Source organism: Nocardioides sp. BP30 (assembly GCF_029873215.1).
GTDB lineage: Bacteria > Actinomycetota > Actinomycetes > Propionibacteriales > Nocardioidaceae > Nocardioides.
In genome coordinates, this window is the sequence record NZ_CP123620.1 from 3,296,905 (window position 1) to 3,317,702 (window position 20,798).

The window sequence follows — 20,798 nt, forward strand, 5'->3', positions numbered from 1 at the left end:
ACGCACCGGCAACCGAAATGCCGACAAGACGCCAGCTCTGGGTAAGGGGACACATGGAGCGCCGCGCCAAGGAGACCGAGACCTCCGTGCCGAGCACGCATCCCGCGTCCGGCACGGTCGCCGGCACGCGCCGGCGCACCGCCGCCGCGCACCGCACCATCGGCCGGCTCTCCTGGGTGGTGCTGGTCGGCGGCCTGGCTGCCAACCAGATCGCCGAGACGGCGTCGTACCAGACCGCGCAGGCGATCCTGCTGACGACGCTGACGGCCTTCTTCCCGCTCCTGGTGGTCCGGCTGGTCCTGGCCGCCCGCCTCTATCCCACCCGCCGGATCCCGCTGCTGATGCTGGCGGTCACGGTGACGGTCTGGTCGCTGGGCTCGCTGGTGGTCAATGCGGCGAGCCTGGAGGAGCAGCAGAACTTCCCAGCGCCCGGCGAATGGCTCTTCCTGGCCTCCTACCTGGGCCTGGTCGGCTACCTGATCCTCGACGTGGACAGGAAGCAGAGCCGCCTGACCCGCAGCTGGCTCGACGTGGCGGTGATCTGCGGCGCGATGTCGTGCCTGGCCTCGCTCCTGCTGGTAACACCGATCAAGCTGGCCTCGGGCGAGGAGGGGCTGCCGCTGCTGCTCGCGCTGATGTACCCGCTCGCCGACCTCGCGCTGTCGATGGTGGTGCTCGGCCAGGCGCTGCTGCAGACCCGCACTGACCAGCGCAAGTCGCTGATGCTCGGCGCCGCGTTCGTGCTGCTCGCCTGCGCGGACTCGGGCTTCGCCCTGCAGGTCTCGGCCCCGACCTACGACTTCGGCAACACCAGCAACGCGCTGTGGGGCGGTGCCTGGGCCCTGCTGGTCGCGGCGGCCTGCCGTCCCGAGCAGCGCGTGCTGCGCACGATCCCGAAGCTGGCCGGCACCCGCCTGCTGGTGACAGCGGGGGCGGTCGCCCTGGCCGTCCTCACGATCCGGCCCGACGACACCCTCGCCTTCTACACCGTGCCGCCCGCTGTCGTGACCCTGGCAGCCGTCGGGGCGCGGATGGTGCTCGCGCTGCGCGACGCCAACCGGGCCACCGAGGCGTTCGCGCTCTCGCAGACCGACGACCTGACCAAGCTGCCCAACCGCCGGGCGGTCCGGGCCCACCTGACCCGGTGCCTGGCCGAGCGGCGCCCGTTGAGCCTGATGCTGCTGGACCTGGACGGGTTCAAGGAGATCAACGACGCCCTGGGGCACCACGCGGGCGACGTGGTGTTGACGTTCGTCGCGGTGCGCATGCAGGAGGCCGTCGCGGGCGACGGCCTGGTGGCCCGCCTCGGCGGCGACGAGTTCGCGATCCTGCTGGAGACGGTGGACGAGATCGCCCTGGTCGAGACGGCCCACCGGGTGCTGCGCGAGCTGGCCGAGCCGATCATGGTCGACGGGATCGAGATCTCCCCGGCCGGCTCGATCGGGATCACGGTGGTCAAGGACAGTGACACCGACAGCGGCGAGGTGCTCCGGCGCGCCGACGTCGCGATGTACCAGGCGAAGAGCTCGCGCGCCGGCGCGGCACTCTACGACGCCCACCTCGACGAGTTCTCCCGGTCCCGGCTCGAGCTCGCCGAGGACCTGCGCCGCGGGATCGCCGACGAGCAGATCGAGGTCTGGTACCAGCCGCAGGTCGACACCACCACGATGCAGGTCCACGCCCTGGAGGCGCTGGTGCGGTGGCGGCATCCGACCCAGGGCCTGCTCAGCCCGATCGCCTTCCTGCCGGCCGCACGCCGGGTCGGCCTGATGGGTCTGCTGTCGGACGCGATCGCCTGGCAGGCGGTCCGCGACCTGCACCGGCTGCTGGCGGCCGGGCTGGACCTGCGCCTGGCCATCAACTGCGCTCCCCCCGAGCTGCTCAGCCAGACCTTCCTCCCTCGCCTCTACCACGCCCTGCGGGAGTGGGACGTGCCCGCCGACCGGCTGGTCCTGGAGGTCACCGAGGACTCGTTCCTGGCCGATCCCCAGCGCGCCCGCGACATCCTGCTCGAGGTGCGCGAGCACGGGATCCAGGTCTCCATCGACGACTACGGCACCGGGTTCTCCTCGCTCACCTACCTGCGCAACCTGCCGGTGCAGGAGCTGAAGGTCGATCGGTCGCTGGTCCACGACGTCTCCACCGACGACCGGAGCCGGATGATCGTCGCCTCCACGATCCAGCTCGCGCACGCCCTCGACATGCGCATCGTCGCCGAGGGCGTGGAGAACGCCACCGACCTGGCCACGCTCGTCGCGATGGGTGTCGACAGCCTCCAGGGCTACCACCTCTCCCGGCCGATGCCGGCCGCCGAGGTGGAGCGGTGGGTGCGGGAGTGGGCCGCCGGCGCCGCGGGGCCGGGTGACGCCGAGGACGCCGAGGACGCCGAGGACGCCGAGCACTCCCAGGACATCCCGGACGCCCCCGAGTACACCGACAGCCCCCGGACGACCCAGGAGCACGCCGACGGTTGCGAGGACACCGGCCCGGAGGCGCTCTCCCATCCGCTGACGCCCGCACCGTCGCGCTCCACCCGGGTGCGCATCGGGCGGCAGTCCTCGCATCCGCCGACGGACCCACCCGGAGATGCACTACCGTGACGTGGCGATCCGAGACAGGGAGATCTGGATGACCGGCACACCTCTGCGCTTCGTCCTCGACCCGGTCGGAGACGAGCTCGAAGCAGCCTTGGCCTGCGAGGCCCAAGTGTTCCTCAGCACCTACGGCAACACCGCCGAGGAGTTCGAGCGGGAGTACGGCGCCTACGACGCCCAGACCGGCTTCATGACGGTGCTCGACGAGAACGGCTGGGCGTTGGCGACCACGCGCTTCATCGCGCCCGGCCCCGCCGGCCTCAAGACGCTCAACGACACCGCCCGGCCGCCCTGGGGCGTGGACGGCATCCGCTCGGCCCGCGCCGCCGGCATCGACCCCGACCGGACCTGGGACGTCGCGACCATCGCCGTACGGCGCGCGCCCGGCCGCACGACGCTGTGCTCGGCCGCGCTCTACCACGGCATCGTCACCGCCGCCCTGGCCAACGGCATCGAGTCGATCGTGATGATCATGGACGCCCGGCCCCGCCGGCTGCTCTCCGCCTCCGGGCTGCACCCCAACGTGCTGCCGGGCACCGGCGAGGGTGAGTATCTCGGCTCGCCGAACAGCATCCCGCTGTGGGCAAACCTCCACCGGATGTTCGACCAGCAGCGGCGCAGCAACCCCGAGGCCTACCGGCTGATCTATCAGGCGATCGGCCTGGACGGCATCACCCTGCCGACCGACTGGACCTGGCGATCGCGCGCGGCCGCCGGCACCGAGGTGGCCGGGGGCGACGACACCGTCGTGCCGACGCCCCGACGCGGACCGGTCAGCCCGACCCGGCGCTGACCGCTCCCCCTCACGGGTTGAAGACGACCTTGACCATGCCGTCCTTCTTGGCCCGGAAGTCGGCGTAGGCCTGCGGCGCCTCGTCCAGGGACAGGTGATGGGTCGCGAACGACTCCACCCCGAGGACGTCCTCGTCCTGCTCGAGCAGCTTGAGGATGTCGTCGCTCCACCGGCGGACGTTGGCCTGCCCCATCCGCAGCTGCACCTGCTTGTCGAACAGCTGCATCATCGGGATCGGATCCACGGCACCGCCGTAGACGCCGGAGATCGACACGGTCCCGCCGCGACGTACGGCCTCGAAGGCGGCTGTGAGCGCGGCGAGCCGATCGATCCCGGCCTTCTTCATGAACGGCTGCGCGATCGCGTCGGGCAGCAGCCCGACGACCTTCTGGGTCATCTCGACGAACGGCGAGCCGTGCGCCTCCATCCCGACGGCGTCGATCACCGCGTCGGCACCGCGGCCGTGGGTGCGGGCGCGGACCTCGTCGGCGAAGTCCTTGCCGACCTCGTCCACGTTGATCACCTCGGCGCCGCGGGCGGCGACCCGGGCGAGCCGTTCGGCCACCCGGTCGGCGACGATCACGTTAACGCCGCGGTGCAGAGCGATCCGGGCGGCCATGTCCCCGATCGGGCCGGCACCCATCACGAGCAGCGTCTGGTCGGAGCCCGAGACCCCGGCGTACTCGACGGCCTGCCAGGCGGTGGGCAGCACGTCGGAGAGGAACACGAACCGGTCGTCGGAGGGGCCCTCGGGCACCTTGATCGCACCGTAGGAGGCGTAGGGAACCCGCAGGAACTCCGCCTGGCCGCCGGGCACCTGGCCGTAGAGCATGCTGTAGCCCAGCAGGCTCGCGCCGGTGCCGTGCTCCCGGTTCTGGGTGGTCTCGCACTGGCTCTGCAGGCCCTGGCCGCACATCCAGCAGTCGCCGCAGCTGACGTTGAACGGGATCACGACACGGTCGCCGCGCTGGAGGTTGGTCACGCCGGGTCCCACCTCCTCGACGATGCCCATCGGCTCGTGGCCGACGATGTCGCCCGGCGTCATGAACGGCGAGAGCGGCTCGTAGAGGTGCAGGTCGGAGCCGCACAGCCCGGTCGTGGTGACGCGGATGATCGCGTCGGTGGGTTGGTCGATCGTCGGGTCCGGCACCTGCTCGACGCTGATCTGCTTCGGGCCCTGCCAGGTCACTGCTCGCATCTGCGCTCCTCGTGTGGGACGTCTGTCGCCGGTCCGGTACCCGACGCCGGGATCACCACCGCTCGGCGCTGCTCAGCTCGGCGTCGGATCGGGTCCGGCCGGCCGCTCGCCGGGCGCCGGCACGGGTGCGCTCCACCTCTCCTGCCGCTCCGCTCGGGACTGCTCCCACCAGGGGGTGCCGCGCTCGCCGAGGGCGACCTTCGCGGCCTGCACGCCCCGGCGGGCGGCCCCCTCGGCGGCGGTCCCCTTCGTACGGCGCACCTCGCGCCGCCACGCCATCAGGACGCGGGTGAGCTCATCGCGACGCTGAGCGGGGATCTCGGGGTCCGTGGCGCGCCACTTCCGCCCGTCGATCACGACGTGGTGACCGTCGGGGGTCCGCTCCGACCGGCTCATCCGCCGAGCCTAGGCGAACGGGCTACCGTCGCCAGGAGGGGACGGCACGAGCGACGACACGAGAGTGAGGAAGCATGGCGAAGATCCTGGTCCTGGGTGGGCACGGCAAGGTGGCCCTGCGGTTGGCGCCGCTGCTGGTCGAGCGCGGTGACGAGGTCACCAGCGTGTTCCGCAACCCGGCACAGGAGGCCGAGGTCGCGGCGACCGGCGCACACCCGGTGGTGGCCGACGTGGAGACGCTCGACGTGGAGGGCCTCGCCGACCTCCTCCGCGGACACGACGCGGTGGTCTGGTCGGCGGGCGCCGGCGGCGGCGATGCCGCGCGCACGTACGCCGTGGACAGGGACGCGGCGATCCGCAGCATGGATGCTGCCGTCGCGGCTGCCGTGCAGCGCTACGTGATGGTGTCCTATCTCGGGGCACGGCACGACCACGGCGTACCCCCGGACGACTCGTTCTTCGCCTACGCCGAGGCGAAGGCGGCAGCCGACGACCACCTGCGCTCGACCTCGCTCGCCTTCACCGTGCTCGGCCCGGGCCGTCTGACCCTCGACGAGCCGACCGGCCGGATCGACGTGATCACCGCCGACGACGACGGCGACACCTCGGTGAGCCGTGCCGACGTCGCTGCCGTCGTGGCGGCCACCCTGGCCGACGACAGCACGGTGGGTCGCACCATCGGGTTCCGCAACGGCGCGACGCCGATCGCCGAGGCGCTGCGGGGCTGAGCGATGGTTGTGACCCCCAGGGGTCAGAACCGCAGGTTGGGGGGCGATGCTTTGCCCGACATCGTGCGGTTGTGACCCCCAGGGGTCACAACCGCCCGACAGCGGTTCAGCCCACCAACCCGTTGAGGACGTTGGTCAGGTCCTCCTCGGTGTCGCTGCCGATCTTCTCGAAGACCAGCTTCACCAGCGGCGCCGCCAGCTTGGCCGCGCCCTTCATCTCGATGACCGCCTCGTAGGTGACCTCGCTGCCGGTCCCGTGCGGCGCCACCGTGATGGTGTCGGTCGAGGTAGCGGAGTCGTTGCGGCCGACGAAGACGATCCGGTCCCCCGCCAGCTCGGTGAGCTCGTAGTCCAGCTCGGTGGTCATGCCCGCGATCTTGGACACGTTGTGCCACCGGCTCCCCACCCGGACCGGACCGGAGTCGAGGCGGGTGCACCGCTCGGTTCCCGGGTCCCACTGCTCGGCGTTGCCGAAGTCCTGGAGGTAGGCGATCACGACGGACGGGGACGGCTCGACGGTGAAGGTGCGGCTCACGGTGGTCATGCCCACCAGTGACCGCACGGGGCGCAGTTCAGTCGGCCGGGCTCGCCGTACCGGCTGCGAGCGGCCGACCATGGATTCCCGGCGCCCGCTCTGCAACGCTGGAGGAGAAGGGCGAGGCGAGGGGCATCCCTCCAGGCCGGCGGGCCGCGTCGCCGAACACCGAGCACGAGAAGAGCTGCGACATGGCGGAGAAGACGAACGGCACGGGCGGTCAGGCGAACATCGGCGTGGTCGGGCTGGCGGTGATGGGGTCCAACCTGGCCCGGAACCTGGCCTCGCGGGAGGGCAACACCGTCGCCGTCTACAACCGCACCTACGCCCGCACCGAGGAGCTGATGAACGAGCACGGCGACCTCGGCTTCGTCGCCTCGGAGTCCATCGACGACTTCGTCGCCTCCCTGCGCACGCCGCGCACCGCGATCATCATGGTGCAGGCCGGCAAGGGCACCGACGCGGTCATCGAGCAGCTGGCCGACCGGTTCGAGCCGGGCGACATCATCGTCGACGGCGGCAACGCCAACTTCCACGACACCATCCGGCGTGAGCGGGAGCTGCGCGAGCGCGGGCTCAACTTCGTCGGCACCGGCATCTCCGGCGGCGAGGAGGGCGCGCTGCACGGGCCGTCGATCATGCCGGGCGGCTCCGCCGAGGCGTGGGAGACGCTCGGTCCGATCCTGCGCTCGATCGCCGCGGTGGCCGAGGGCGAGCCGTGCGTGACCCACGTCGGCACCGACGGCGCCGGCCACTTCGTCAAGATGGTGCACAACGGCATCGAGTACGCCGACATGCAGCTGATCGCCGAGGCCTACGACCTGCTGCGCCGGGTGGGTCGCCACGACGTGACCGAGCTGGTCGACGTCTTCCGGTCCTGGAACGACGGCGACCTGCAGTCCTACCTCATCGAGATCACCGCCGAGGTGCTCTCCCAGACCGACGCGGAGACGCACAAGCCACTGGTGGACGTGATCCTCGACGCGGCGGGTTCCAAGGGCACGGGCGTGTGGACGGTCCAGAACGCGGTGGGCCTCGGCATCCCCGTCTCCGGCATCGGCGAGGCCGTCTTCGCCCGCGCCGTCTCGAGCAAGCCCACCCAGCGCGCGGCAGTGCGAGCCAGCGTGAAGACCCGCCCGGAGCCCGTCGAGGCGCCCGAGGGCTTCGAGGACGACGTCCGCGCCGCCCTCTACGCCTCCAAGGTGGTCGCCTATGCCCAGGGCTTCGACCTGATCGTGGCCGGGGCGAAGGAGTTCGACTGGGACATCGACCTGGGCGCCATCGCGAAGATCTGGCGCGCCGGCTGCATCATCCGCGCACAGTTCCTCAACCGGATCGTGGAGGCGTACGCGAAGAACCCGGAGCTCGAGTCGCTGCTCGCCGACCCCTATTTCGCCGACGCGGTGGCGGAGGGCGAGGCCGCGTGGCGTCGCATCGTCGGGATCGCGGCGGCCTCCGGCGTACCTGCTCCGGGGTTCTCCTCCGCGCTGTCGTACTTCGACTCGCTGGCCTCCGAGCGGCTGCCCGCGGCCCTGATCCAGGGGCAGCGCGACTTCTTCGGGGCGCACACCTACCAGCGTGTGGACAAGGAGGGCACCTTCCACACGATGTGGTCCGAGGACCGCCGGGAGGTGAAGACCGAGCCGTCGACCCACTGAGGCGGCATCGGGTCACGACATCGCCTTGTAACGCGGTGTCCGGCTCTGTTCCGCGGTGTCGCAGCACCGCAGAACAGTGCCGGACACCGCGTTACAGCTGAGCGCGGCCGCCGACCCAGACGCTCTGCACCAGCGGTACCCCGGGCCGGTAGGCCAGGTGCACGTGGCTGGGCGCGTTTAGCAGGACGAGGTCGGCGCGCGCTCCGGGCACCAGCGCTCCGACGTCGGACCGGCCCAGCGCCGCAGCACCCCCGGCGGTGGCCGCGTACACGGCCTCGGCCGGACTCATCCCCATCTCCCGGACGGCGAGGGCGATGCACAGCGGCAGCGAGCTGGTGTAGCACGAGCCGGGGTTGCAGTCGCTGGCGAGCGCTACCCGTACGCCGGCGTCGAGCAGGCGGCGCGCATCCGGATACGGCTGCCGGGTGGAGAACTCCACGCCGGGCAGCAGCGTGGCGATGGTGCCGGCCTCCCGGAGCGCATGGACGTCCTCGTCGCCGAGGTGGGTGCAGTGGTCGACGGCCACCAGCCCCAGCTCGGCGGCCAGCAGCGCGCCCGGACCCGGCCCGAGCTGGTTGGCATGCAGCCGCCCGCGCAGCCCGGCCGCGGCGCCCGCCCGGAGCACCGTGCGGGCCTGGTCGGCGTCGAACGCACCGCGCTCGCAGAACGCGTCGATCCAGGTCGCGTACGGCGCCGCGGCCGCCAGCATCGGCCCGGTGACGAGCTCGACGTAGGCCGCGGGGTCCTCGGCGTACTCCGGCGGCACCACGTGCGCCCCGAGGAAGGTGGTCTCGGAGGTGAGCCGTCGCGCGATCCGCAGCGAGCGCTCCTCGTCGGCGACGGTGAGCCCGTAGCCGGACTTGATCTCCACGGTGGTGGTGCCCTGCCGGCGCATCTCGCCGACGTGCCGCGCCACGCCCGCCGCGAGCTCGTCGTCGCTCGCGGCCCGGGTGGCAGCGACGGTGGTGCGGATGCCACCGGCGGAGTAGTGCTCGCCGGTCATCCGCGCCGCGAACTCGGCCGCCCGGTCCCCCGCGAAGACCAGGTGGCTGTGGCTGTCCACGAAGCCGGGCAGCACGGCACGTCCGCCGGCGTCGACGACCGCGTCGGCGGCCGGCGCCCGGGCGGCGTCGCCGATCCAGGCGATCAGGCCGTCCTCGACGACGAGCGCGGCGCCGGCGCGGATCCCGAGCAGGTCCTCCGCGGCCGGGTCGTTGGTGACCAGCTCGCCGATGCCGGTGATCAGCAGGGTGCGGTGGTCCTCGCTCATGCCCCGATCGCCCCGATCCTCTCGATCGCCCCGATCGCCTCGCCCAGGGCCGCCCCGACCGCGCGATGGTCGCCGTCGAACACGATCCGGCCCTCGATCATCACCCCGACGACGTCGGCGGCACCGGCAGCGAACACGGCGCCGTGCTCGTCGCCGCCCGTGCCGGCGGTCCGCGGCGAGTCAGGGTCGACCGTCACCAGATCGGCGCGCCGTCCGACCGCTATCTCACCGGCGTCGTCGAAGCCGAGGCTGCGGTGTCCGTCGACCGTGGCGGCGCACAGCAGCTCGGCGGCGCTCCAGTGGCCGCGCTCGCGGGTGGCCAGGCGCTCGTCGAGCTCCAGCGCGCGCATCTCCTCGAAGGCGTCGATCACCGCGTGGCTGTCCGAGCCGAGCGTGATCACGGCGCCGGCCTCCCGCAGCTCGCGACTGGGCCCGATCCCGTCGGCGAGGTCGCGCTCGGTGGTCGGGCAGAAGGAGGCGAACACACCCGCCTCCCCGAGCAGCCGGACGTCGGTGGCCGTCAGGTGGGTGGCGTGCACGACGCTGGTCATCGGTCCCAGCATGCCGTGCTCGGCGAGCAGGCCGGTGGGCGTCAGGCCGTACGCCGCCCGGCAGTCCTCGTTCTCCCTGACCTGCTCGGAGACGTGGACGTGCACCGGCACGCCCGCTGCGACGTACGGCGCGAAGGCCTGCAGCGCGGCGCGGGGGACGGCTCGCACCGAGTGGGCGGCGACCCCCAGCCGCACGTCCGGGGCGGCTCGGGCATCGAGGGAGGCGCGTAGGGCCTCGACCCGGTCCTGCCAGGCCTGCGTGCTGCCGTCGCTGAAGCGTCGCTGGACACCCTGGGGCGACGCGCCGAACCCGCTGGAGAGGTAGAGCGTGTCGAGCAGCGTGATCCTGATGCCGGCGTCGCGGGCCGCCGCCAGGAGCGCCTCACCCATCGCGTTCGGGTCGGCGTAGGGGGTGCCGTCACCCTGGTGGTGCAGGTAGTGGAACTCCCCCACTGCGGTGTAGCCGGCGGCCACCATCTCCCCGAAGACCGCGCGGGCCAACCGCCGGTAGGAGTCGGGGTCGAGCCACTCGGCCACGGCGTACATCCGCTCGCGCCAGGTCCAGAAGGTGCCGCGGTCGGCCTGGGTGCGACCGCGCAGGGCGCGATGGAAGGCGTGGCTGTGGGTGTTGGCGAAGCCGGGCAGGCTCAGGCCGTCCACCCGGACGGCGCCCGTGCTCTGCTCAGGCGCCGCGTCGGGGACGACCCGGGTGAACCGGCCCTGCTCGACCTCCACCACGACGCCGTCACGCACCCGGCCGCCCACCCAGGCGCGCTCGAGCACGTAACGGCTCACCGGACGAGCCCGGCGAGCACGTCGGCGAGCGCCTGCACGCCGGCGAGGCAGTCGGCCGTCGCGGCCGTCTCCTGCGGCGCGTGCGAGACGCCGGTCGGGTTGCGCACGAAGAGCATCGCCGAGGGCAGCCCCGCTTCCTGCAGGACGCCGGCGTCGTGGCCCGCCTGCGTCGGCAGGACCGGCGCGGTCCCTCCCGGAGCCAGGGCGGTGGCCACCCGGTCCCGGAGCCGTACGTCGAAGGTCACGGCGCGGCTGACCGACTCCGCGGTGACGGTGAGCGAGGTGCCGTCCCGCTCGGCCCGGTCGACGGCTTGGCGCTCGATCCCTGCGACCAGGGCGGCCAGCGCCTCGTCGGACTCCGCGCGGGCATCGAGCCAGGCGGTGACGTGGGAGGGCACCGCGTTGGTGCCGTTCGGACGGACCTCGACCCGCCCGAAGGTGCTCCGAGCGCCGGTCAGCCGGGCCTGCTTGTTCGCCGCCAGCACCGTCATCGCATAGGTCAGCATGGGGTCGGCGCGATCCTCCATCCGGGTGGTGCCGGCATGGTCGGCGCGACCTGCGACGTCGTACCGGAAGCGGCCGTGCGGCCAGATGCCACCACCGACCCCGACCGCCGCGTCGCGATCGACCAGGCCACGGCCCTGCTCGACGTGGAGCTCGACATAGCTGCCGACACCGTCGAGCAGCGTCGAGCGAGCGCCGTCCGCGGCGCCCTCGACCACGTCGCCCAGCCGGACGCCGTCGCGGTCGGTGAGCTCGCGGGCGTCGTCCCAGGAGGCGGTGCCGACCGCGAGCCGGGAGCCGAGGCAGGCACGGCCGAAGCGCGAGCCCTCCTCCTCGACGAACGCCGCCACCCCGAGCGACCGCGCCGGCAGCACGCCACGCTCCCGCAGCAGGTCGATCGCCGCGAAGGCCGACACGACCCCCAGCGGCCCGTCGAACGCGCCGCCGTCGAGCACCGAGTCGAGGTGCGATCCGGTCAGCACCCGGTCGGCACCGGTGTCCCTCGCTGCCGGGTGCCACCATGCGACCAGGTTCCCGAACGGGTCCTCCTCGAGGTCGAGCCCGCGCTCGGCCGCCGCCTCGCGGAACCACGCGCGAAGCTCGAGCTCCGCGGAGAGCCAGGGCTGGCGGAAGTACCCGCCCGAGGACGCCGAGCGCCCGACGGGGGCGAGGTCACGCCACATCCCCTCGAAGTCCGCCATCGGGTCACCCCTCCCTGACCGGGATCCGGACACCTCGCTCGGCCGCGACCTCGGCGGCCCGGTCGTAGCCGGCGTCGACATGCCTGATCACGCCCATCCCCGGGTCGTTGGTCAGCACCCGCTCGATCTTCTGCGCTGCCAGGTCGGTGCCGTCGGCGACGCAGACCTGGCCTGCGTGGATCGAGCGGCCCATCCCGACGCCGCCGCCATGATGGATCGAGACCCACGTCGCGCCGGAGGCGGTGTTGACCAGCGCGTTCAGGAGCGCCCAGTCGGCGATCGCGTCGGAGCCGTCCAGCATCGCCTCGGTCTCCCGGTACGGCGAGGCCACGGACCCGCAGTCGAGGTGGTCGCGGCCGATCACGATCGGCGCCTTGAGCTCGCCGTTGCGCACCATCTCGTTGAACCTCAGGCCGGCGAGATGGCGCTCGCCGTACCCGAGCCAGCAGATCCGCGCCGGCAGGCCCTGGAAGTGGACGCGCTCCTGCGCCATGGTGATCCACCTGCACAGGCGCTCGTTGTCACCGAAGAGCTCGAGGATCGCCTCGTCGGTCCTGCGGATGTCCTCGGGATCGCCCGACAGCGCCGCCCACCGGAAGGGGCCCTTGCCCTCGCAGAACAGCGGGCGGATGTACGCCGGCACGAACCCGGGGAACTCGAACGCCCGGTCGTAGCCGCCCTTGCGAGCCTCGTCGCGGATCGAGTTGCCGTAGTCGAAGACCTCGGCGCCGGCGTCCTGGAACTCCACCATCGCCCGCACGTGAGCGGCCATCGAGGCGCGGGCCTGTTGCGTGAACGCCTCCGGGTCGCTGGCGGCCCGCTCGTGCCACTCCTCGAACGGCACCCCCGCCGGCAGGTAGGACAACGGGTCGTGGGCCGAGGTCTGGTCGGTGACGATGTCGATCGGGGCGCGGCGCGCCAGCAGCTCGGGGAGGACCTCGGCGGCGTTGCCGAGCAGCCCGATCGACAGGCCGCGGCGGGCGTCCCGGGCCTCGGTGGCCAGCGCCAGGGCGTGGTCGAGCGAGTCGGCCCGTACGTCGAGGTAGCGGTGCTCGATGCGGCGGGTGATCCGGGACTCGTCGACGTCGACGCAGATCGCCACGCCGTCGTTCATGGTCACCGCCAGCGGCTGGGCACCACCCATGCCACCCAGCCCCGCGGTCACGGTGATGGTGCCGGCCAGCGTGCCGCCGAACCTCTTGTCGGCGACGGCGGCGAACGTCTCGAACGTGCCCTGGAGGATGCCCTGGGTGCCGATGTAGATCCACGAGCCGGCCGTCATCTGGCCGTACATCGTCAGGCCGAGCTCCTCCAGCCGGCGGAACTCCTCCCAGTTCGCCCAGTCGCCGACCAGGTTGGAGTTGGCGATCAGGACGCGCGGTGCCCACTCGTGGGTGCGCATCACGCCGACCGGCTTGCCGCTCTGCACCAGCATGGTCTCGTCGGGCTCGAGGTCGCGCAGGGTGCGCACGAGCGCGTCGTACGCCTCCCAGCTGCGGGCCGCCCTGCCGGTGCCGCCGTAGACGACGAGGTCCTCGGGGCGCTCGGCGACCTCGGGGTCGAGGTTGTTCATCAGCATCCGCAGGGGTGCCTCGGTCTGCCACGACTTCGCGCTCAGGTCCGAGCCGGTGGCCGCGTGGATGGGCAGTCGCTGGTTCGTGGAGCCTGTCGAGGTGGTCATGCGAGCTCTCCGATCACGCTCGTGGCGGCGGCCGTCACCCGGCGGTCCACGACGAGCTGGTAGGCGGTGTCGATGTCGGGGGCGAGGAAGCGGTCGGGCCCGGGACCGGCGACGCCGGCCCCGCGCAGCAGCGCGACGACGGCGCCCGTCGCGGGCGACGGCTCGAGCGGACGGCGCAGGTCGAGCGCCCGGGCCGCCGTCATCAGCTCGATGCCCAACACCCGGGCGAGGCCGTCGACCGACCGGCGGAGCTTGCGCGCCGCCGACCAGCCCATCGAGACGTGGTCCTCCTGCATCGCGCTGCTGGGGATGGAGTCGACCGACGCGGGATGGGCCAGCCGCTTGAGCTCGGAGACGATCGCGGCCTGGGTGTACTGGGCGATCATCAGGCCGGAGTCCACGCCGGGGTCGTCGGCCAGGAACGGCGGCAGGCCGTGGCTGCGCGCGGTGTCGAGGAAGCGATCGGTACGCCGCTCGGCGATCGAGGCGACGTCGGCGGCCACGATCGCCAGGAAGTCCAGCACGTAGGCGATCGGCGCACCGTGGAAGTTGCCGTTGGACTCGACCCGGCCGGCTTCGTCCGACCCTGTCGGGACCAGCACCACCGGGTTGTCGATCGCAGCGGCGAGCTCGCGTCCGGCGACGGCGACGGCGTGGGCGAGCGTGTCGCGGGCGGCGCCGTGCACCTGCGGCGAGCAGCGCAGCGAGTAGGCGTCCTGGACGCGGTGGCAGTCCGGGCCGCGGTGGGAGGCCACCACCCCCGAGTCGCGCAGCAGCGCCGTCAGGTTGGCAGCGGAGGCCGCTTGGCCGGGGTGGGGACGGATCGCCTGCAGCTCGGGCGCGAACACCCGGTCGGTGCCGAGCTGACCCTCCACCGACATCGCGGCCGTGACGTCGGCGACCTTGAGCAGCTCGGTCAGGTCGTCGATCGCCAGCGCCAGCATGCCGAGCATGCCGTCGGTGCCGTTGATCAGCGCGAGCCCCTCCTTCTCGGCCAGCTCGACCGGTGCCAGACCCGCCGCTGCCAGGGCCTGGGCGGCCGGCAGGCGCGTGCCCCCGGCGTCGAGCACCTCGCCCTCCCCCATCAGGACCAGCGCGCAGTGGGCCAGCGGGGCGAGGTCGCCGGAGCAGCCGAGGGAACCATACTCGTGGACCACCGGGGTGATGCCGGCCGAGAGGAGCGCCGCCATCAGCTCCGCTGTCGCCCGTCGTACGCCGGTCCGGCCCGTGGCCAGCGTGGAGAGCCGCAGCAGCATGAGGGCGCGGACGACCTCGCGCTCGACGGCCGGACCCGAGCCGGCGGCGTGCGAGCGCACCAACGAGCGCTGCAGCTGGGCGCGCAGGTCCCCGGGGATGTGCCGGGTGGCGAGGGCGCCGAACCCGGTGGAGACGCCGTAGACCGGCGTGGCGGAGGCGGCGAGAGCGTCGACGACGGTGCGGGCGGCGTCGATCGCGGTGAGGGCCTCGGCGCTCAGCTCGACGGTGGCGCCTCGGCGGGCGACCGCCACGACGTCGGCGATCGCGAGCGGCCCGACGCCGACGGTGATGTGTTCGACCATGCTGACATTCCATGCCCGTCGCCGGCGTGGCACCAGAGCCGAAGAGGCCTTGCCGTCTCGTATCCGAGACAAAGGACTGTCTGGGATCCGAGACCGGCGGCTCCGACCGTGGCACCCTCGGACCCATGAGTCAGGTCCCGGCCGCGACGCGGGCGCTGCGCGTGCTGCGGTTCCTCGCCACCCAGGCCGACCCGGTCCCCCTCGAGGCGCTGATGCGGGCGTGCGAGCTGCCGCGGAGCACGGCGTACCACCTGGTCAACGCGATGATCGAGGAGGGCTTCGTCGTGCATCTCGCCGACGAGCGGCGGTACGGCCTCGGCGTCGCGGCGTTCGAGGCGGGCAGCGGTTACATCCGTCAGGCACCGCTGCAGCGGATCGCCCGTCGGCCACTCGCCCAGCTGGTCGACATGATCGGGCACAGCGCGCACCTCGCCGTCCTGCACGGCCGGGACGTCCTGTACGTCGTCGAGGAGCGCGCGCCCGGTCGCCCGCCCCTGGTGACCGACGTCGGCGTGCGGCTGCCGGCCCACCTGACCGCGAGCGGCCGGGCCATCCTCGGCGGCCTGCCCGCGAGCCAGGTGCGGGCGCTCTACCCGGATCGGGCCGCGTTCGCCGACCGCACCGGCCGGGGCCCGCAGTCCCCCAGCGCGCTGCGCGCCGTACTCGCCGAGCAGCGCCGCCGCGGGTTCGCCGTCGAGGACGGCGAGGTGACCCTCGGGATGGCAAGCATCGCGATGCCGGTGCTCGACCACAACGACCATCCTGTCGCCGGGCTCGCGGTCACCTACCCGACCGATGTCGCCGGCCCTCCCCACCCGGACGAGCTGGCGCGTTGCGCCCGATCACTGAGCCAGCGGCTGGGATCGCGCACCCGGGAGCACCCGGATCGTTGAATCTTGAAACGACTCACACGTTTGCCGACCCGGCCGATCGGCCACCTGCTACCCGCACACGCCCGACTTACCTCGACGAGGTCTTCCCACAGTCTTCGCGTGACTCGGCACCGGTACCCAAGAAGCACGCTCACGAAGTGATCGTCGCGACGAGCCCGAACGGCACGTCGCGGCCCGGTCGCGGCTTTCCCCCAGGCAATCCCCCGAGGAGCACAGTGAGCGTCAACCTGGCAGTACCGAGCCCGCGGTCCTTCACCGAGCCGACGGAGGATGCCACCGTCGCCGAGGCACGCCAGAACACCTGGGCCATCACCGCGGTCGTCGAGGCCCTGCGAGGCGCGCGGACGGTGGACGAGGCCGTCGACACGACGCTGCGGACCGTCCGCGAGCAGTTCGGGTGGGCCTACGCGTCGTACTGGACGCTGAGCGAGAAGGATCGCGCCCTGGTGTTCGCCCAGGAGTCCGGCGACGCCGGGGAGGAGTTCCGCCGCGTCACGCGCGCCGCCTCGTTCGCCGAGGGCATCGGCCTCTCCGGCCGGGCCTGGCGTGCGCGCGACCTGATCTTCGTGGCCGACCTCGGCCAGCTCACCGACTGCGTCCGGGCGCCCGCCGCCCAACGGGCCGGCGTCCGCAGCGGCATCTGCATGCCGATCGTCGTCGCCGGCGAGGTGGCCGGCACGATGGACTTCTTCACCACCGAGCGCCTCGAGCCCTCGCAGGAGCGCCTGGCCGCGCTGCGCACCGTCGGCACCCTGGTGTCCCAGACGATCGACCGGCTCGCCAGCAGTGCCGATCAGGAGCGTTCCGCCCAGGACATCGCCGCCGTCACCACGGTGCTGCAGGAGATCTCGCAGGCGACCAGTGCCGAGCACGGGATGTCGCTCGCGCTGGAGACGATCCGGCGCGACTTCGGCTGGGACTACGCGTCGTACTGGCGCATCGACGACCGTGACCGTGCGCTGCACTTCGTCCAGGAGTCCGGCAGCGTCAACGAGGAGTTCCGCCGGGTCACCCAGACGGCCTCGTTCGTCGAGGGCGTGGGTCTCTCCGGCCGCGCCTGGAAGGCACGCGACCTGGTCTTCGTGCCCGACCTCGCCGAGCTCACCGACTGCGTCCGGGCGCCGGCCGCCGGCCGGGCCGGCGTGAAGTCGGGGGTCTGCCTGCCGATCATCGTGCGCGGCCAGGTGGTCGGCACGATGGACTTCTTCGCCACCCGGACCCTGGTCCTCTCCGAGGGCCGCCGCAGCGCCCTGCGCAGCACAGCCGTCCTGCTCGGCCAGGTCATCGAGCGCTTCGAGGCGGCCGGCCGCCTCTCCCGGGCCGGCCAGGAGCTCGTCCTCTCGATCGAGGAGGTCGAGCGGCACGTCGTCGCGGCGACCTCGGTCGCCCAGCAGGGTGGCGCCCTGGTCGGCGGCGCCAACCAGGACATCGCGGACCTGCGCGTGGCGAGCGCGCAGATCGGCGACATCGTCAAGGTCATCCAGACGATCGCCTCGCAGACCAACCTGCTCGCGCTCAACGCCACCATCGAGGCGGCGCGTGCGGGCGACGCCGGTCGTGGCTTCGCCGTCGTCGCCGGCGAGGTCAAGCAGCTGGCCTCCCAGACCGCCGCGGCGACGACGACCGTCGAGCACAACGTCTCCACCATCCAGTCCCAGGTGACCCGCCTGATCGACTCGCTGCGCCGGATCGACTCCTCGGTCCAGGAGATCAACCAGACCCAGCAGAGCATCAGCGGGGTGCTCGCCGAGCAGGCGGCGGTGACCAGGGCGATCCTGGCCTGAGGACTCCGGGTGTGATCGACGCCGTACTGGCTCCGCTCCGGCGCTGAGCGGCCGATAGCCAGGAGCAATCCCTGGACACCCGATGGAGGACCCTCATGGCCACGCTGGCCTTCGAGCGCGAGACCGAGCGCCCGACCACGCCCCCGACCGACCGGCTCGAGCGGCGCCCCGAGGGGTCGGAGGGCCCACGACGGCGCGGCGCGGGTGGCCTCCTCACCACGGTGACGATCAAGCAGAAGCTGTGGGCGATGGCCGCGATCGCCATCGCGGTGTTCCTGATCATGTCGGCGATCGGACTCCTGCGGGTCGGTCCCTCGATCGGCGCCGTCCGGGAGAACACCGCCACCACCAAGGCGATGACCGAGATGAGTGCCGGGTACACGACCTGGGTCTCCAGCGACGACGACGTCCAATCGTCACTGAGCGCGACCCCGATCGAGTCCGAGTCGCCGGGCACCGTCGCGGAGATGATCGACGACCTCGCCAGCGACTACGCGGCGACCACCCAGCACCTCGACGCGGCGATCGCCGCCGCCCAGACCACCCCCGGTGACGACGCCGCGGCGATGGTCGCGGGACTGCAGTCGCTGAAGAAGCTCGTCGTCGCCTACCACGACGACATCGAGGTCAAGGCGGTCGCGCAGCTGCAGGCCGGCCACACCCTGGCGTCGGCGCGGACGGCGATGATCGGCGGCAACGCCATGTACACCAAGGTCGACGACGGGTTCCAGCGGGTGTCGAAGCTCGCGAACCAGGTGCTGGACGCCCGGTCGGCCGGCATCGACGGAAAGCTGAGCTCGTTGCGGTTGAGTTTGGCGTTGGTGGCGTTGGTGGGTGCGGTGTTGTTCTTGGTGGTGGCGTGGTTGATCATTCGGTCGATTGCGGGGCCGTTGGGTCGTGTGGTGGTGGTGTTGCGGGCGATTGCTTCGGGTGATCGTTCGAAGCGGGTGGTGCATCGCAATGTTGATGAGATCGGGTCGATCGCGACCTCGATCGATGCGGTGATCTCGTCGTTGGATGCTGCTGATGAGGCTGCTGCGGTGGCGCAGGCTGAGCGGGAGGCTCGGTTGGTGGCTGAGCAGCGGGCTGCGGTGGAGCGGGCTGAGTTGGAGGCTCGGCAGGCCGAGGAGCGGGCTGCTGCGGAGGCTGAGCGGGTGGCTGGGGAGGCCCGGGTCGAGGCGGAGCGGCGGGATCGTGAGGCTGCGGTGGAGGCTGAGCAGCGGGCGGCGGCTGATGCGGCGCAGGCTGAGCAGCGGGCTCGGGAGTTGGCGGCGGCGGAGCAGGAGCGGGCTCGTGCTGCGCAGGTCGCGGCGAAGGCCAGTGAGGATGCGCAGCGGGTGGCGGTGATGTTGACCTATGCCCAGGGGTTGGCCGCTGGTGATCTGACTGGTGAGTTGGAGGTTTCGGGGGAGGATGGTCTGGGTCAGGTTGCGGATGCGTTGCGGCGGTTGGCGGGGGCGTTGCGGGGCAGCATCGCTCAGATCGGGCAGACCTCGACGTCGATGGCGGCTGCGGCTGAGGAGTTGACGGCTGTGTCGGGGGAGATGACGCGGGGGACGGGGCAGGCCTCGGATCTGGCGGGGAATGTCTCGGCGGCGGCGGAGCAGGTCTCGGTCAATATCGCCACGGTCGCCACGGCGGCCGAGGAGATGTCGTCCTCGATCCGGGAGATCGCTCGTAACGCGACTGATGCTTCGACGGTGGCTGCGGATGCGGTGCAGGTGGCGACCACGGCGCGGGGCACGATCGATTCCTTGGGGGTCTCCAGTGCGGAGATCGGGCAGGTGATCAAGGTGATCACCTCGATTGCGCAGCAGACCAATTTGTTGGCGTTGAATGCCACGATCGAGGCGGCTCGGGCTGGGGATGCGGGCAAGGGGTTCGCGGTGGTGGCCAACGAGGTCAAGGAGTTGGCTGGGGAGACCGCGAAGGCGACTGAGGAGATCGGGCGTCGGATCGAGGCGATCCAGGGTGATACGACCAATGCGGTGGAGGCGATTACTCAGATCACGGCGGTGATCGGGCAGATCAATGACATCACCGGGACGATTGCCTCGGCGGTGGAGGAGCAGACTGCTACGACCAATGAGATCGCTCGTTCGGTGACCGAGGCTGCGACGGGTGCGAACGGGATCGCTGCGGATATCACCAAGGTTGCTGGGGCTGCCGCGGAGACTCAGCAGGGTGCGGCGGGGACCTCCGCGGCAGCCGCGGAGCTGGCCGGGATGGCCACCACCCTGGACCGGCTGGTCAGCACCTTCCGCTACTGACCCCACCCCGACACCACGACTGTCCGCAGCCCGTCGACGGCGCGCAGCTCGGCGAGCGCCTCGGCCGGCGCGGACGCGGTGGTGACGAGCAGATCGACGTCGCCGGCGCGCGCCACCTGACCGAGGTGGATCCGGCCGACCTTCGACCCGTCGGCCACGACGACCGTCCGCGCGGCGGCGGCGATCATCGCTCGCTTGACCTCGGCCTCGGGCAGGTTGATGTTGGTGACGCCCGCACGAGCGTCGACGCCGTTGCAGCCGATCAGGGCGAGGTCGGTGTGGAGCCGTGCGAGCAGCCCGTCCGCGAGCGGCGCCACCAGCGAGTGCTGCAACGGACGCAGCGTCCCGCCGGTGACCACCACCTGCAACCGCGGGACCGCCGGCTCGAGGAGCAGGGCGATGCGCAGGCCGTTCGTGATCACCGTCAGGTCCTCGAGATCCTCGCGCCGCAGCAGCTCGCGCGCCACCGCCGCGGTGGTGGTGCCGACATCGAGCAGCACGCTCATCCCCGAACGGACCTCCTCGACCGCCCGCGCCGCGATCGAGCGCTTGTCCTCACCGAGCGTCTCCAGGCCGGCCTCGTAGGGCCGCTCCTGCAGCTCGGGTACGGCGGCGGCCGGCATCGCACCGCCGCGCACCCGGCGTACGTGCGCCTCCGCCTCGAGGGCATCGAGATCCGCACGGACGGTGACGGCGGAGACCCCGAACTGACGGCTCAGGTCGATCACCCGGACGAAGCCGCGCTGCTCGATGGCGGTGAGCATCCGCGCCCGTCGTTCGGCCGCGGAGGACTGGTCGGGCACAGGCACCCGGGCATCGTTCAACGTCGTCCGGTCGGTTGTCAATGCGAAAGTCATCTTGCTTTCGGTATCGAAAGTTCCTAGCGTT

General features: G+C 72.1%; 16 protein-coding genes. 7 read left to right on the plus strand and 9 right to left on the minus strand.

The features are described from left to right. Positions 1-53 precede the first annotated feature (53 nt). Together P5P86_RS15595 and P5P86_RS15600 are read left to right on the plus strand one after the other, a co-directional pair. Positions 54-2,600 carry a putative bifunctional diguanylate cyclase/phosphodiesterase gene (locus P5P86_RS15595; protein ID WP_280608367.1) on the plus strand — a complete coding sequence of 849 codons (2,547 nt, stop codon included), beginning with the start codon at positions 54-56 and terminating at the stop codon, positions 2,598-2,600. Between the two features lie 28 nt (positions 2,601-2,628). Continuing rightward, complete coding sequence (locus tag P5P86_RS15600) at positions 2,629-3,387, plus strand: hypothetical protein (RefSeq protein WP_280608368.1); 759 nt, start codon at positions 2,629-2,631, stop codon at positions 3,385-3,387. Positions 3,388-3,397: 10 nt separating this feature from the next. Here P5P86_RS15600 and P5P86_RS15605 read toward each other — a convergent pair whose 3' ends face one another. Both P5P86_RS15605 and P5P86_RS15610 read right to left on the minus strand, forming a co-directional pair. Next, positions 3,398-4,585, minus strand: a complete 1,188-nt coding sequence (locus tag P5P86_RS15605; protein WP_280608369.1) for an alcohol dehydrogenase catalytic domain-containing protein — start codon at positions 4,583-4,585, stop codon at positions 3,398-3,400. A 72-nt stretch (positions 4,586-4,657) separates the two neighbouring features. Beyond that, a complete protein-coding gene (locus P5P86_RS15610; protein WP_280608370.1) occupies positions 4,658-4,981 on the minus strand; it encodes a hypothetical protein in 324 nt (107 codons plus the stop codon). A 74-nt stretch (positions 4,982-5,055) separates the two neighbouring features. On the opposite strand from P5P86_RS15610, the gene P5P86_RS15615 reads away from it, so the two are divergent. Next, positions 5,056-5,709, plus strand: coding sequence for an NAD(P)H-binding protein (locus tag P5P86_RS15615; RefSeq protein WP_280608371.1), 654 nt, complete (start codon positions 5,056-5,058; stop codon positions 5,707-5,709). A gap of 106 nt (positions 5,710-5,815) precedes the next feature. Here P5P86_RS15615 and P5P86_RS15620 read toward each other — a convergent pair whose 3' ends face one another. Further along, complete coding sequence (locus P5P86_RS15620; protein ID WP_280608372.1) at positions 5,816-6,253, minus strand: SRPBCC family protein; 438 nt, start codon at positions 6,251-6,253, stop codon at positions 5,816-5,818. Positions 6,254-6,435: 182 nt separating this feature from the next. Between P5P86_RS15620 and gnd the strand changes: the two genes are divergently transcribed. Further along, positions 6,436-7,902 (plus strand): NADP-dependent phosphogluconate dehydrogenase, encoded by a 1,467-nt coding sequence (gene gnd, locus P5P86_RS15625; RefSeq protein ID WP_280608373.1) that lies wholly within the window; start codon positions 6,436-6,438, stop codon positions 7,900-7,902. 91 nt (positions 7,903-7,993) lie between these two features. On the opposite strand, the gene hutI is transcribed toward gnd, so the two are convergent. From hutI to hutH, 5 genes are read right to left on the minus strand one after another with little or no spacing between them, the layout of a single operon-like run. Continuing rightward, complete coding sequence (hutI, locus tag P5P86_RS15630) at positions 7,994-9,172, minus strand: imidazolonepropionase (RefSeq protein WP_280608374.1); 1,179 nt, start codon at positions 9,170-9,172, stop codon at positions 7,994-7,996. Further along, the gene (locus P5P86_RS15635) at positions 9,169-10,518 is read right to left on the minus strand and encodes a formimidoylglutamate deiminase (protein WP_280608375.1); all 1,350 of its coding nucleotides are present in this window, start codon (positions 10,516-10,518) and stop codon (positions 9,169-9,171) included. The genes hutI and P5P86_RS15635 overlap by 4 nt, the downstream gene beginning before the upstream one ends. Continuing rightward, positions 10,515-11,723, minus strand: a complete 1,209-nt coding sequence (locus P5P86_RS15640; RefSeq protein ID WP_280608376.1) for an allantoate amidohydrolase — start codon at positions 11,721-11,723, stop codon at positions 10,515-10,517. The genes P5P86_RS15635 and P5P86_RS15640 overlap by 4 nt, the downstream gene beginning before the upstream one ends. Positions 11,724-11,727: 4 nt before the next feature. After that, on the minus strand, positions 11,728-13,404 hold the full coding sequence (gene hutU / locus P5P86_RS15645; protein ID WP_280608377.1) for a urocanate hydratase: 1,677 nt from the start codon (positions 13,402-13,404) through the stop codon (positions 11,728-11,730). Then, on the minus strand, positions 13,401-14,963 hold the full coding sequence (gene hutH, locus P5P86_RS15650) for a histidine ammonia-lyase (protein WP_280608378.1): 1,563 nt from the start codon (positions 14,961-14,963) through the stop codon (positions 13,401-13,403). The genes hutU and hutH overlap by 4 nt, the downstream gene beginning before the upstream one ends. Before the next feature lie 125 nt (positions 14,964-15,088). Here hutH and P5P86_RS15655 point away from each other — a divergent pair, with 125 nt between their 5' ends. The 3 genes from P5P86_RS15655 to P5P86_RS15665 all read left to right on the plus strand — a co-directional run bounded on the left by P5P86_RS15655 (position 15,089) and on the right by P5P86_RS15665 (position 19,910). Further along, on the plus strand, positions 15,089-15,856 hold the full coding sequence (locus P5P86_RS15655) for an IclR family transcriptional regulator (RefSeq protein WP_280608379.1): 768 nt from the start codon (positions 15,089-15,091) through the stop codon (positions 15,854-15,856). Positions 15,857-16,071: 215 nt separating this feature from the next. After that, positions 16,072-17,640, plus strand: coding sequence for a GAF domain-containing protein (locus P5P86_RS15660; RefSeq protein WP_348537904.1), 1,569 nt, complete (start codon positions 16,072-16,074; stop codon positions 17,638-17,640). 95 nt (positions 17,641-17,735) lie between these two features. After that, positions 17,736-19,910, plus strand: coding sequence for a methyl-accepting chemotaxis protein (locus tag P5P86_RS15665; protein ID WP_280608380.1), 2,175 nt, complete (start codon positions 17,736-17,738; stop codon positions 19,908-19,910). Here P5P86_RS15665 and P5P86_RS15670 read toward each other — a convergent pair. Beyond that, positions 19,904-20,719, minus strand: a complete 816-nt coding sequence (locus P5P86_RS15670) for a DeoR/GlpR family DNA-binding transcription regulator (protein ID WP_280608381.1) — start codon at positions 20,717-20,719, stop codon at positions 19,904-19,906. The genes P5P86_RS15665 and P5P86_RS15670 overlap by 7 nt on opposite strands. Positions 20,720-20,798 lie beyond the last annotated feature (79 nt).